Source organism: Fictibacillus sp. EA-CB0309 (assembly GCF_055814265.1).
In genome coordinates, this window is the sequence record NZ_CP169271.1 from 404,288 (window position 1) to 417,914 (window position 13,627).

The 13,627-nt window shown below is 40.1% G+C and carries 11 protein-coding genes and 3 pseudogenes; 7 read left to right on the forward strand and 7 right to left on the reverse strand.

The features are described from left to right. Positions 1-9 precede the first annotated feature (9 nt). A complete protein-coding gene (gene trhA / locus ACEWFH_RS02385; protein WP_473725952.1) occupies positions 10-648 on the reverse strand; it encodes a PAQR family membrane homeostasis protein TrhA in 639 nt (212 codons plus the stop codon). A 159-nt stretch (positions 649-807) separates the two neighbouring features. Between trhA and ACEWFH_RS02390 the strand changes: the two genes are divergently transcribed. Beyond that, positions 808-1,680: a GNAT family N-acetyltransferase gene (locus tag ACEWFH_RS02390; protein ID WP_473725953.1), complete on the forward strand. Its 873-nt coding sequence runs from the start codon at positions 808-810 to the stop codon at positions 1,678-1,680. Here ACEWFH_RS02390 and ACEWFH_RS02395 read toward each other — a convergent pair. Beyond that, positions 1,681-2,135, reverse strand: a pseudogene (locus ACEWFH_RS02395) (NUDIX hydrolase). A gap of 98 nt (positions 2,136-2,233) precedes the next feature. Here ACEWFH_RS02395 and ACEWFH_RS02400 point away from each other — a divergent pair. Beyond that, a pseudogene (locus ACEWFH_RS02400) lies at positions 2,234-3,198 on the forward strand (YbgA family protein). Here the strand turns inward: ACEWFH_RS02400 and ACEWFH_RS02405 are convergent. After that, positions 3,175-4,119, reverse strand: coding sequence for an AEC family transporter (locus ACEWFH_RS02405; protein ID WP_473725954.1), 945 nt, complete (start codon positions 4,117-4,119; stop codon positions 3,175-3,177). The pseudogene ACEWFH_RS02400 and the gene ACEWFH_RS02405 sit on opposite strands and share 24 nt — an antisense overlap. A gap of 361 nt (positions 4,120-4,480) precedes the next feature. Here ACEWFH_RS02405 and ACEWFH_RS02410 point away from each other — a divergent pair, with 361 nt between their 5' ends. From ACEWFH_RS02410 to ACEWFH_RS02420, 3 genes are all read left to right on the forward strand, one after another. Then, on the forward strand, positions 4,481-4,978 hold the full coding sequence (locus ACEWFH_RS02410; RefSeq protein ID WP_473725955.1) for a Crp/Fnr family transcriptional regulator: 498 nt from the start codon (positions 4,481-4,483) through the stop codon (positions 4,976-4,978). An 87-nt stretch (positions 4,979-5,065) separates the two neighbouring features. Continuing rightward, positions 5,066-5,566, forward strand: coding sequence for a hypothetical protein (locus ACEWFH_RS02415; protein WP_473725956.1), 501 nt, complete (start codon positions 5,066-5,068; stop codon positions 5,564-5,566). An 84-nt stretch (positions 5,567-5,650) separates the two neighbouring features. After that, entirely contained in the window at positions 5,651-6,235 is a 585-nt protein-coding gene (locus ACEWFH_RS02420; RefSeq protein WP_473725957.1) for a sugar O-acetyltransferase, read from the forward strand. 47 nt (positions 6,236-6,282) lie between these two features. Here the strand turns inward: ACEWFH_RS02420 and ACEWFH_RS02425 are convergent, their stop codons facing one another. Both ACEWFH_RS02425 and ACEWFH_RS02430 read right to left on the reverse strand, forming a co-directional pair. After that, entirely contained in the window at positions 6,283-7,113 is an 831-nt protein-coding gene (locus tag ACEWFH_RS02425) for a glycerophosphodiester phosphodiesterase (protein WP_473725958.1), read from the reverse strand. 234 nt (positions 7,114-7,347) lie between these two features. Next, positions 7,348-8,046, reverse strand: a complete 699-nt coding sequence (locus tag ACEWFH_RS02430; protein WP_473725959.1) for a queuosine precursor transporter — start codon at positions 8,044-8,046, stop codon at positions 7,348-7,350. A gap of 574 nt (positions 8,047-8,620) precedes the next feature. Here ACEWFH_RS02430 and ACEWFH_RS02435 point away from each other — a divergent pair. Continuing rightward, complete coding sequence (locus tag ACEWFH_RS02435) at positions 8,621-9,592, forward strand: ABC transporter ATP-binding protein (RefSeq protein ID WP_473725960.1); 972 nt, start codon at positions 8,621-8,623, stop codon at positions 9,590-9,592. Then, positions 9,585-11,098: pseudogene (opuFB, locus tag ACEWFH_RS02440) on the forward strand (osmoprotectant update ABC transporter permease/substrate-binding subunit OpuFB). The gene ACEWFH_RS02435 and the pseudogene opuFB overlap by 8 nt, the downstream one beginning before the upstream one ends. Positions 11,099-11,188: 90 nt before the next feature. On the opposite strand, the gene ACEWFH_RS02445 reads toward opuFB, so the two are convergent. Then, on the reverse strand, positions 11,189-11,860 hold the full coding sequence (locus tag ACEWFH_RS02445) for a DUF4352 domain-containing protein (RefSeq protein ID WP_473725961.1): 672 nt from the start codon (positions 11,858-11,860) through the stop codon (positions 11,189-11,191). A 78-nt stretch (positions 11,861-11,938) separates the two neighbouring features. After that, positions 11,939-13,300, reverse strand: coding sequence for an alkaline phosphatase (locus ACEWFH_RS02450; protein WP_473725962.1), 1,362 nt, complete (start codon positions 13,298-13,300; stop codon positions 11,939-11,941). Positions 13,301-13,627: the final 327 nt, after the last annotated feature.

Here is a 13,627-nt window from a genome sequence, read left to right on the forward strand (position 1 = left end):
AAATTTATTTTATAGTGGCAGCACATAAAACATCATCAGAAAGTGCATCACACTTCCTGCTAATACAAACAGGTGCCAAACTGCGTGGTGGAACGGAAAGCTACGCCATACATAGAAGATACTGCCTAGTGTGTAGATGATACCGCCGGCTACAAGAAGCTGAATCCCTTCTGGAGGCATGTTTGCTGAGATGTCTTGAAAAGCAAACGTGATCAGCCAGCCCATTGCTACGTACCCCAATGTCGATAACACCACAAACTTTTTCGTGAAAAAGACTTTAAATACAACGCCAGAGATCGCAAGTCCCCATACGACTCCGAATAGTGTCCAGCCAAGTGCGCCGCCAACGACAATCAATACGATCGGCGTGTATGTTCCAGCGATAAACAGATAGATGGCCGCATGGTCCATAATTTCAAATATATCTTTAACCCGTCCTTTAGGAAAAGCGTGTACGAGGGTGGATGCTGTATAAAGAGCCAGCATCGTTCCTCCGAATACCGCGAAGCTAACAATATGAACAGCTGTTCCTTTCCATACTGCAAATACGAGCAGAATAGAAGTAACCGCAACACTCAGAAGGACACCGAGTCCGTGTGTGATCGCATTTGCTATCTCTTCGCGTTTTGAAAATACATGTGTACTCATTTTCGTTCACCTTCCTTTACGTTATGGTAAGTATATCAGAAAAAGGTATCCTTTAACCAATTAAAGACTTTAAGATTTTGTAAAAAAGAAGGAATGTATTCTTCCAGGATTGAAATATGTAAGATTACAGACTTTATAGATAAAGAGAGGGTCATGAAAATGGAGGTAACGCGCTACTCATCCATTCCTGCCTTTTACGATGAAGTGAAGTCTTTCTTATTGAGTCAGGAAGACAGAGCGGGAATCATGCTTGGCAACAGTTTACGGTTTAAAGACAAAGTGTGGGAAGAGGAACAGCCTTTTTTGGCAACTGTGAAAAAAGATGGGGAAATTCTGCTTGCAGCGATGCTCATTCCGCCATATGCATTGCTGCTTCTCGAAAAAGATGAAGCGAAAGGTGTGGCCGCTGTCCCGCATTTAGTTCATTACTTAATAAGAGAAGACTATGCAATTCATAAAATTATGTCACCAAAAGTGGTAGGAAAGACGTTTGCTGAACAGTGGACGAAAGCCCATTCATTAGAAGAAAAAGTGCTGATGGACCTCAGATTGTATACGCTGCAGTCCGTCATACAGCCAGCGGCAGGTCCTGGGAAATTGCGAAAAGCAACCCAAGCTGACTTAACGTTCTTACCACAATGGATTTTAGAGATGACAGAAGAAACAAACCAGCTTATGACATTTGGTGAAGCAGAAGAGTATGCGAAGGCTCGATTGGAAAGTGAATTTCTTTTTATTTGGGAAGAAGATGGCCGCCCTGTCTCCATGGCAGCAAAGACACGGCCGAATATTAAAGGAGTTTCTGTTAATCTCGTTTATACACCACGTGACTTAAGAGGCAGAGGATACGCGAGTGCATGTGTTGCGATGTTAAGCGACTATCTGCTGCAAGAAGGTTTTGAATTTTGCACGTTGTATACCGATCTAGCCAACCCAACTTCTAATAAAATCTATCAAAATATCGGATACCAGCCCGTATGTGATTATATTGAGTTGAAATTTAATCAAAAAAGAACAGAGGCTCCAGCTTAATTACCGGCAGACTCTTTGATGAAGATAATCTCTAATGTATCTTTTTGCACCTGCTAAAGTGCCTTCAGGCAGCTGGTTCGCTGCAAAGTAACGAAAGTCGAACGATTCATCTTCATCGATGGACAATTCACCTGAAACAGAACTAGCCGTATAAACGGCAGTCACAGCATATAATTCATCACCATTTGGCGTTTGCAGATAGTGATCTTTACCTGAATAAACGTGAAGCTGGGTTAAACCGTCTATATCGAGCCCAGTTTCTTCTTTTACCTCACGAACAGCCGTTTCTTCAAAGCTTTCACCAAGTTCCATCAGGCCGCCGGGCAGCCCCAGCCGCCATCTTTACGGTGCTGCAGCAGAATTTCTTCTTTATCGTTCACAATTATAACAACCGACCCTGGTAAGATGAGCGGTGCACTTCCTACATGTTTTCGGAGATCTTCATAATAAGCCATCAAATCGCTCCTTCCTAACCAACATTTTACAGAAAATATGTTAATAATTCATCTAAAAGTGGAACAATGATAAAAGAATGATTGAGGGGAGTTTTGGAATGGAAGCTTTTGCTAGACCTCGTGTAGTTGTGAGTAAATGTCTCGAATTCGACGCATGCCGGTATAACGGTGATGTGATATATAATGATGTGATCAAAAAGTTAATGGACTATGTTGATTTTGTTCCTGTTTGTCCAGAGGTCGAGATCGGACTCGGGACACCACGAGAAACCATCCGTATCGTTAAAAAAGGGGAGGATCACTTTCTTCTTCAGCCCTCCACTCAACGAGATGTAACGAACGAGATGAAGTTGTTCTCAGAAGGTTATTTAGCAGGAATCATTGACACCGATGGATTTATTTTAAAAACACGTTCACCTTCTTGCGGTCTAAAAGAAGTAAAAGTGTATGCTTCTACGGAAAAAGGGCCAGCAATCGGTCATTCGAGCGGATTATTCGGTGGAAAAGTGGCTGAACTCTTTTCACATCTAGCGATTGAAGAAGAAGGCAGGTTAAATAACTTTACGATTCGAGACCGTTTTTATACAAAGCTATTTACACTTGCTGCTTTTCGAAATGTACTTCCACAGGGACTAGAAGCCATTAAGAATTTTCATAACAAAAATCAGTTCCTTTTCATGGCCTATAGCAATCCTACTTTAAAAGTGATGAACCGCATCTTAAAGAACGAGCAGGAAAATGGCGAAGAAAGAACCATTCAACTGTACGCCAAAGCGATGAACAAACTCTTTAACCGTGCTGCAAGAAGTGATTCGAACCGGAAAGTCGCGTATGAAATTTTTAAGCGGTTTGAAAACAGGCTATCGCAAGGAGAAGTCGCTTTTTTGAACAGCTTCTTCAAAAGTACGCAGACAAGAAAGAGCCTTTCTCGAGTGTGGCTACTATTCTGAAGTCACACGCCATTCGATTTGAAGACAGCGAAATTCTCGGACAAACCTTTTTTGCGCCTTATCCTGAGATTTTGCTAGAGATCTCAGATTCAGGTAAGGGACGAGATTATTAGAACAACCCAATAGAGTGCTGGAATGGTAAGAAAAGAAAGAATCGTGCTTAATGCAACGCCTGCAGCGGCGAACGACGCATCTTCACCATATTTTTGTGCATACATTGAGATGGTTGGAGCTGAAGGCATTCCTGCGGTTAAAACGGCAACAGCGAACAGTTGAAAAGGCAATGAAAACAGAGCAAAAAGCAATAACAGAAACGGAAAGAAAACCAGCTTATAGAAACTAGCTAGCCATAATACTTTGTTGCTAAAATAGCCCTTCAGTTTTTCGAGTGGCATGCTGCCTAAAAGTACACCGATTAGGAGCATGGAAAGAGGGACAGTAGGTTTTCCTGTCATTTCAAGTGTATGGGATAAGACGGCTGGAAGTGTTCCTGGCAGAATCATTAAAACAAAGCCAACCAATGTGGATGTCACGCCAGCGTTTAAGAACACTCTCCGCCATGGAACGGTTTCCGAGTTCCTGGCGAAGAGATAGATTGCGTACGTCCAGATGACTAATAAATAGACGAAGTTAAAAAGAGTCGCGATGAATACACCTTCTTTTCCAAACAATAAAAAACTGACAGCAATGCCTAGAAAGCCTTGATTTCCGAAAATCATGATGCCTTCTAAGGCATTTTTTTGTTTTTCTTGGGTTCTCAATTTCTTTACCGTCCACCACGAGATGATGGAGGAAACTGTCAAAACAAAGGCAGACATGAATGATAGCCAAGCAAATTGTTTAATATTTTCAAAGGAAAACGGAACATCCATGCCATATAAAATAAGAGCTGGTAAGGTGACATTTAAGATAATAGCGGTAAGCGTCTTTTCACTACCAGGCGGTAAAATCTCTTTCTTACGAAGGATATAACCTACTATCGCAATGCTGTACAATAGTGTTAACTCAGAAATAAAGGGACCAAAATGGTTCATATCTCATTCCCTCCTTACTTAAAAGGGTATGTTTTTATAGTGAATGGGTGAAAGTGAACTTGCTTTTCTAAAAGATGATTGCTTTCGAATTTTTTAACGTCTGCTATGACAAGTTGATTGGAGTGTAAGGTGTGAGACTCAGGCTAGGACAGGCGGGCAGTCCGAAAAGTGGAAGTGGCTCGTTCAGCCCCGACAAGCAAAAGGTGAATGGGCAAGGAAGACGCACTTTGCCTTTTTGACCGTTTAACTTTTGACCTCGAGGGGCTAGCCACCGCCTGCCCCGCGGAAAGCGAGCACCTGAAACGGAAATCAACTACTTTCAATACAAAACAGCTTTGTTCAAAGAAAGAGGTGGTTGTTCATGTTGATTGCAAAAGGGGAAACTCTTTTTAGGCAAGGAGAAGAGGGGCCTTTATTTAAGCTTGAAAAAGGTTTGTTAAAAATCGTTCGTGTTCATGAAGATGGAAGTCAGGTTCTACTTAATTTAATCGTTCCTGGTGAAGTCATTCCGCATCATTCTCTAACGAGTCAAAAAGAGTATAACGGCACCGCCATTGCACTTTTGCCTTGTGAGATCACACAGATTGATCCTAAACAATGGTATCAGTCGTTAGAGGATGATCCTTTAAAGTACAAAGAAGTCGCTCTTTTGTTAGAAACAAAACTAAGGATGATGCAGCAACGAATTAATCAGATGTCTACGTTGACGCCTGAAGGAAAAGTGTTGAAACTCAAAAATTGGTTCGGAAATTATTTTCCCGAAATTCAGATCGAAAAAGTACTGACTCAAGAAGAAATCGGACAGTTTGTTGGGTTGAGAAGAGAGACAGTCAATCGGGCGTTAAAAAAACTGAAGTGAAATGTCAAAGAATTTACATACATATGAACGTAAGATTTTTGCTCCTTTAACAAAAGATACATGTATAAAAGTGAAGGAGTGAAATGGATGAAAAAATTTATACCTTTAGCCCTAGCCTTTTCTGTTTTAACGAGTGGTGTTGTAACGGTTTCTGCGGCAAACCAAGAAAAGGTACAAGTGGAAGCTCAGCATAAAGGTCACCATTTTAGACATATGAAAAATTTTGAGAAGCAGGTTCATAAATCAAATGCTCTTAAAATTGAACGGTTAGAAATTCAGAAGGAAATTCTTCAAAAGAAAGATAAACTTTTTGATCAGCATGTAAAAGCTGGAGAAAAGGGAACACAAGAGAAAAGAACGGGAAACAAAGTAAATTGGCAGGACATGAAAAAAATTCATCATGAATTAAGAGCATTACAAAAGCAAGCGCACGAAACGAAAAAAGCGATGCATGAAGCGATGAAAGCGGATAACGAAAAACTGGCATTAGAAAAAATGAATCAATGGCTAAGCATCAATGAAAAAATCAACAGCAAGCTTAGTGAAAAATCAGCTAAGTTGGATGAGGTCTTGGCGAGATATAATTAAGGTAAAAGCATTGAAGTTTTGGACTTCAATGCTTTTTTGTTGTTAGATTGGAGTAAGCTGAGAATTATTTATTGGAGGGATTGGATGAAGGAGATAGATAAAATGCTATCAGGGGAGATTTATAACACTCGAGATCCTGAACTGATGGAATTAGCTTTCACAGCCAAAAAGCTTATAGAAGCATTTAACACTTCCAACGTTTGCGAGGAAGAAGAGACAAGGGGAATTTTAAAAAAGTTATTAGAAAACATGGGTGAAGGAGTATGGATTGAGAAACCTTTCTTTTGCGACTTTGGGAAGAATATCTCAATAGGTAGCAATACATTTATTAATTATAATTGTGTTTTCTTAGATAATAACAAGATTACGATAGGGGAAAATGTACTTATGGCCCCCAATGTCCAAATTTATACCGCCACCCATCCTATAAAAGCGTCAGAAAGGATTATCACGAATCCTCAAGAAAACGAAGCACCTTATCGAACGTTTACTAAGCCTGTTACAATCGGAAACAATGTTTGGATAGGAGGCAATGCTGTTATCTTGCCCGGTGTTTCTATCGGTAATCATACAGTGATTGGCGCGGGAAGCGTTGTTACGAAATCGATTCCCGATAATTGTGTCGCTGCAGGTAATCCCTGCAAAGTGATTAAACGTGATATCAATTAAAAAATAAAAGTGTTGAAGCAACTTTTTGCCTCAACACTTTTTATGATTTATTTAGATTTATGCAATGGTGGATAATCAGGATAATCTGTAATGATACCATCTACCCCTGCATCTAACAGTGGTTGAACTTCTTCTTGCTTACGAACGGTCCAAGCCATGATTCCCATGTTGCGCTCGTGAACTTCATCTACAATAGAGGAGTTAACAAGAGTTCTGCTTGGATTTACAAATTCCGCATATGTAGCGAATTCGCTTAGTTTGGCTTCGCTTAAGTCTGTTGCACGTGAAGTTAGAACACCTACAGGTACTTGAGGTAAGAGCTTGTCCATTCGTTGCATAGAATCAAACTCAAAGGATTGAATGATAATTTTATCGTGAGCAGGAAGATGCATGTTGCGTTCTTTTAAAGCAGCTGCTACTTTTTCTTCGATACCAGGATAATAATATGTTGCTTTTAATTCAATCAGAATACCAGTTTTTCCACGAAACTCATCAAGAACTTCCTCAAAAGTAGGAACTTTTTCTCCTGCAAATTCCTCTCCGAAGTAGCTTCCAGCGTCTAATTGGCGAATCTCTTGGAGTGTATGATCTTTTACATAACCTGTTCCGTTCGTTGTACGGTCTAGCGTAACATCATGTATAACAACAAGTTCCCCATCTTTTGTTACCTGCACATCAATTTCAATGTAATCAGCTTTCATTTCAACACCTTTATGAAATGCGGCCATCGTATTTTCAGGTGCATATCCTGCAGCACCGCGGTGTGCAACTGTTTGAACTTGATCGGATGGCTCGTACGCTAGAGTTGTCGTCGTAAACATAGAACCGACTATCCCCAGTGATAATATTGATGCAACTGCAGTCTTCTTAACGTTCATGTACTTCATCCCCTCTGTAGATGTGTAATGGTCACCCTGCTCGCCTCATGCAACAAGCAGGACTCACAATCATTATGCTAACAAAGGAAAATGGGGAAAGAATGGTCAGAAGTTCCCGAGTATTTTAAAGAAAAAAGGTCTATATGAGGAGATATCTTAATAAACAGCCCTTCTGTTAAGAGAGCGTGAATGAAGTTTCAGTCATGTAAAGAACATAAAGAAAACCAGGCATGATTAGACGCCTGGTTTTTGAGCTTCTTCTGGGTGATTGAAGCCTCTTGCAATATAGATAAATGGTGTAGAAGCAGCGGATACTACAAACTTAATCACGTAAGTTGTAAAGAAAATCTGCAGCCAAACGTCCCAAGAAAACACGCCAGCAAATGCAATTGTACAAAAGATGAACGTGTCGATCAGCTGACTCACCATTGTGCTTCCGTTGTTTCGAATCCAAAGCTGATCAGGTCGTGAAAACTTTTCTTTTAACTTAGCAAAAAGTTTAACGTCAAGATATTGACTAATCAAGTATGCAGCTAGACTACCGATTACGAGTCGAGGCATAAATCCAAAAATCGCCTCAAGATGCGGCTGGAAAATATCACTTTCATGCGGTTCAAACACCAGCACCATCTGCATGATGATCGTCGTCATAATAAGTGTAAAGAATCCGAACCAAACCGCTTTTTTCGCTTCTTTTTCTCCATACTTTTCGTTGATTAAGTCTGTTGCTAAATAGATGGTGCCGTATATGACGTTTCCAAGAGTCATAACGAGACCGAACATCTCGATCGTTTTAACAACTTGTAAATTCGCTAGAATCGTCGCTGCGGCGATCCAAGCAAATAGACCGGTCTTTCCGAACCACTTATAGCACGTTAGAAATAATATAAAATTAACAAGTGCAAAGCCTACACCAAAATAAAAATTAAACATAAAAATTCCTCCTAGTTTTGATAACGCGGGAGTTTGCGAACCGCGAAACACTATTAACACAACAGTTCCCCATTATAAGTCAGTTTTTGTAATTAATCAATAAATCATAAAGATATATGATTCAAATGTAGTTTATAATACCTTCCGTAGTGTAATACATAGTGTAGATTGATTTTTAAAAGATTGTTGCTTTCAAACCTCACTTTTATTTTCTTCTATGACAGTTGATTGGAGTGTAAGGTGCGAGACTCTAGGCTAGGACAGGCGGGCAGTTCGAAAAGTGAAGTGGCTTGTTCAGCCCCGACAAGCAAAAGGTGAATGGGCTAGCAAGGCGCACTTTGCCTTGTGGTCCATTTAACTTTTGACCTCGAGGGGCTAGCACTGCAACTAGACAATTGAGACACTTAAAAGTGAAACGTACGAATGTGGCTCATCGTCTGCCCCGCGGAAAGCGAGCACCTGGAACGGAAATCAACCACTTCCAATAACAACAAAGTTTTACGAAAACAGCCTTAATTAGAGAAAAAACGGAAATAATGCTTGTATAAGATAAAGCACACTAAGGAGCAGGTGAATGATTACTTTTGATAATGTTTCTAAAGAATATCCTGATGGGACGTCTGCCGTTCGTGATTTGAATTTAACGATACAACCAGGAGAATTTTTCGTAGTTATTGGTCCAAGCGGATGTGGGAAAACGACGATGCTTAAGATGATCAATCGGCTTATTAGTCTTACAAAAGGCACGATCCTCATAGATGACAAGAGAATCAGTGATTACAATATTGATGAGTTACGGTGGAACATCGGGTATGTTCTTCAGCAGATCGCTCTATTTCCACACATGACGATCTTAGAAAATATCAGCATCGTTCCCGAGTTAAAAGGATGGGACAAAGAGAGAATTCGTAAAAGAGTAGACGAGCTTCTCGACATGGTGGGCTTAGATCCTAAAACGTATCGAAATCGCAAGCCTAAGGAACTTTCTGGCGGTCAGCAGCAGCGAGTGGGTGTTGTGCGTGCATTAGCCGCTGATCCCAACATTATTCTTATGGATGAGCCTTTTAGTGCACTCGATCCAATAAGCAGAGAAAAGTTGCAGGAAGACCTTTTTAACTTGCAAAGAAATATTAAGAAGACCATTGTTTTTGTTACTCATGATATGAAAGAAGCTTTGAAGCTTGGAGATCGGATCTGTGTGATGAAAGAAGGCACAGTCGTACAAGTAGGAACGCCTGAAGAACTGCTCGAAAACCCTGCAGATGAGTTTGTAAGAAACTTTGTTGGAGCGGAAAGTGCAAGTTCGGTTGAAAAAATGGATCTGGCAAAGCTTGTTAGACCATTAAACGCAGAAGAAATCGGATTAGATTATCAATTGCATTGCATTTCTGTAAAAACGACCATTAAAGACGCGCTGGATATCCTAACCCGTGATGAAGAAGTGACTGTTGAAGAACATGGTGCGATTATTGGAACAATTAATAGACAGGCTGTTATTCAATATCTTGCAGATCATTTGCAGGAAAGAGGTAGCAGAGATGAATAGTTTTTTGCAAGTCTTTCAAGATAGAAAAGGTGAACTCGCAAGCGCACTAATTGAGCATATCCAGATTTCATTTATAGCTCTTCTGTTTGCCGTTGTTATTTCGATCCCTCTTGGAATCTATTTAACGAAGAAACCAAGAGTAGCAGAACCAATAATCGGAGTGACTGCTGTGCTGCAGACAATTCCGTCACTTGCTCTTTTAGGGCTCTTGATTCCACTGTTTGGGATTGGCAAGGTGCCTGCGATTATCGCCCTTGTTGTTTATGCATTGCTCCCGATTTTAAGAAACACGTATACAGGAATTAAAGAAGTCGATTCCTCATTAATCGAAGCGGCGCGAGCGATGGGAATGAACAGCAGGAAGAGGCTGATGAAGGTAGAGCTTCCTTTAGCTATGCCTGTTATAATGGCGGGAATCCGAACGTCCATGGTCCTGATTATTGGAACAGCTACACTCGCTGCTTTAATCGGTGCAGGTGGATTGGGTGATATCATCTTGCTTGGTATCGACCGCAATAACACGATGCTGATTGTGCTTGGAGCAGTTCCAGCTGCTTTGCTAGCGATATTATTTGATTTTCTGCTGAGAAGGTTCGAGCTTCTTTCGTTTAAACGAGCTCTAACAACGGTCAGTGCATTTTTATTTGCAGCTCTATTAATCATCCTTGTCCCTTTTGCGATGAAAGGTGGACAAGAAGATATCGTGATCGGTGGCAAACTAGGTTCTGAGCCAGAGATTTTGATCAACATGTATAAACTATTAATTGAAGAAGAAACGGATTTGAATGTTGAACTTAAACCGGGACTCGGTAAGACTTCTTTTGTTTTTAATGCGTTAAAATCGGGAAGTATTGACATCTATCCAGAATTTACGGGCACTGCAATCGCCGAGTTTTTAAAGGAAAACGCAACAAGTACAGATAGCGAAAAAGTATATGAACAAGCTCGAAGTGGGATGGAAAGTAAATTTAACATGCAACTATTAAACCCTATGAAATATAACAATACGTATGCGCTTGCTGTACCTGAACAGTGGGCAAAAGAGTACAACTTAAAGACGATTTCAGATTTGAAGAGTGTAAGCCAAAGTATGAACGCAGGCTTCACGCTAGAGTTTTCCGATCGAGAAGATGGTTATAAAGGAATCCAAAAGCTGTACGATATTCAGTTCGCAAATGTGAGAACGATGGAGCCAAAGCTACGATATAGCGCGGTGCAAAAGGGGAAATCGATGTTGTAGATGCCTATTCTACAGACAGCGAACTGCGTCAATATAACCTGAACGTTTTAGAAGATGATAAAAATCTTTTCCCTCCATATCAAGGTGCACCGATGCTCCGTAAAGAAACGTTAGAGAAGCACCCGGAGTTAAAGGAAGTCCTAAACAAACTGGCAGGGAAAATCACAGATGATGAAATGCGCGAGATGAATTATAAGGTGAACGTTGAAGGTATGTCGCCTGAGGAAGTGGCTAAAGAATACTTAGAGAAGGAAGGGCTTCTTTAACCTTTACCTAACAAACATTCTATAATTCGACAAAAATTTCCCGGAAAATAAACCATCCAAGCAGTTATGTTCTGCATGGATGGTTTATTTTTAGAAATCCACCTTAAACGTAAGTGGATCTGCTATCTTCTTTTTCTTATCATTAATAACTTCACTGGATGTAATGGTTATGTTTTTTAGTTTTTCTGGATCGGTTTCATCAATGATAAAGCCGAGGCTTCCGACTTTTTCTTCACCAGGCTGCAGTTCACCGTTCAGTTTTTCTAAATAAAAGTCATCGTTCCACTTTACTGTTTCACCTTGGTCCGTTTTGATCTCGGAAACAGGGTTGAAATGAACTTTTTCTTTTCCGTTATTTTTGATCCTTACATTTACGCGAACGTAAGGAAATTCATCTTTTTCCGTATAGCCATGAAAGAAATCAATCAGATCAACTGATGGAGCGTACTGTAGAACTTTTACTTCAGCGATCGTAAGAGAGATCAGATCTGATTTTTGTTCTTCATTCGGTTTTGCGTACTTCTTTAATGTGACGGTTCCATCAGGGTCTTCTACGGTTTTGTTGATTTCCGTTAGCTCCGTATCATCAGAAGCTTGTGAACTGTCGTTAAATGTAAGTTCTTCTTCATTCTTTGACGGTGTTTCTTGTTTTTGGTCATTCTGCTGTGTTTCATTTTTATTACCTTGTTTTTCTGTATCAGTTGAACAGCCCGAAAAAATGACAGCTGTTAGTGCAAGCAAAATCCAGCGTTTGAAAGGCATAAACTTACCTCCTAAAAGATAAGCACCCCGCATAAAAACGGGATGCTTTTTTGTTAGATTATCCTATTGTGATGAAGATTATTTCTTTGCGGCTGATTTGGTTTTCTCAAGAATTGCGAAGATCTCTTTTGCTGTATCCGTGTTGTCGATCTTTCCAGTGAAATTCTCCATGCCAGGTCCATAAGCATAGACGTTTACATCTTCACCAGTATGCCCGTCTGTTGTCCAGCCTGTTCCTGTACGAAGATCAAAGATTTTTTCGATGGCGTTATCGATTTCTAAAACATCACCGCTTTTTTCTTTTGCATCTTTAACAGATTGAACTTCTTCAGGTGTTAATTCAAGGTCGATATATTTCTTTAATGTTTCTTCTACTGGCGCACCTTTTGCGATTTCTTTTGCGATATAGTCAGGTGTTTTCTTAGCTGCCTTAATATCAGTTGGGTCCCACTTGTATTCACCGTCACGCCCCATTGTCATACCGCCTGTTGAGTGGTCAGCTGTTGTGATAACAAGTGTGTGCTTGTCCTTTTTAGCAAATTCGATAGCAGATTGGAAAGCTTGTTCAAAGTCTTCCATTTCACTCATTCCTGCTACAACATCGTTATCATGACCAGCCCAGTCAATTTGGCTTCCTTCAACCATAAGGAAGAAACCATCATCATTTTTATTTAAACGGTCTAATGCAGAGTTTGTCATCTCTTTTAGGGATGGCTGCTCTTTTGGACGGTCGATTTTTTTGTCTAGCTCTTTTGGAGCAAATAAGCCTAGAACTTGTTCGTTGTCATCTTTAAGCATCTGGTCGCGGCTCGTAACGTAAGAGTATCCATCTTTTTGGAATTCCGTTGTAATGTTGCGGTCTTTACGTTCGAAATAGCTAGTACCACCGCCTAAAAGAACGTCAACCTTATGCTTGCCATTAACCATATCATCGTAATAGTCATCTGCGATTTGGTTGTAATTTTCACGAGATTCATCATGCGCACCGAATGCTGCAGGTGTAGCGTGGTTAATTTGAGATGTTGCAACTAAACCAGTTGATTTCCCGTTTTCTTTAGCTTGTTCCAAAACTGTTTTTACATCTTGTTTTTCCATATCAACTGCGATTGCGCCGTTATAAGTCTTAATTCCTGCAGACATTGAAGTAGCTGCTGCTGCAGAATCCGTTACGCTCTCTTTTTTATCGTGAGAATAAGTGGATTGCATTCCTACTAAATACTTGTCGAACGCAGTGTCTTCCATCATAGGAGTTTTTTTATCATCTTTATATGCACGGTATGCAGTTGTATAAGTAGGCCCCATGCCATCACCGATTAAGAAGATTACATTTCGTATTTCATTTTTATTCTTATCATCAGCTGATGCTTGATTTATAGCTAAACTGCTTACAGCAAGTGTTGATGCCATTGCAACGGATAAGACTTTTTTTGATATAGCCATAATTGCCTCCTGTTGTTTTCGTAGTTGTCTTACAGGAAGAAATTATACTCGCATAACATTTCGGTTAGGTTATGAGAGTGTAAAGATTGTGTAAATAAAAGGGAGCGATGTTTATTTTGGCTGAGAGGAAGGGGCTCTGGGGTCAAAAACTGCAGTGCCATTTGTCGAAAATCGGATAAAAATTTTTATGTACGAATATATTTCATTTAAGTGCGGAATTATGGTGAATTACCTCGTATAAAAACTGAATTACCTCGTACATGGAGTTTAGTGTCTACCTAAAACGTACGAAATCGGATTATGTTCAAATGGAAAAAACAAAAAAGA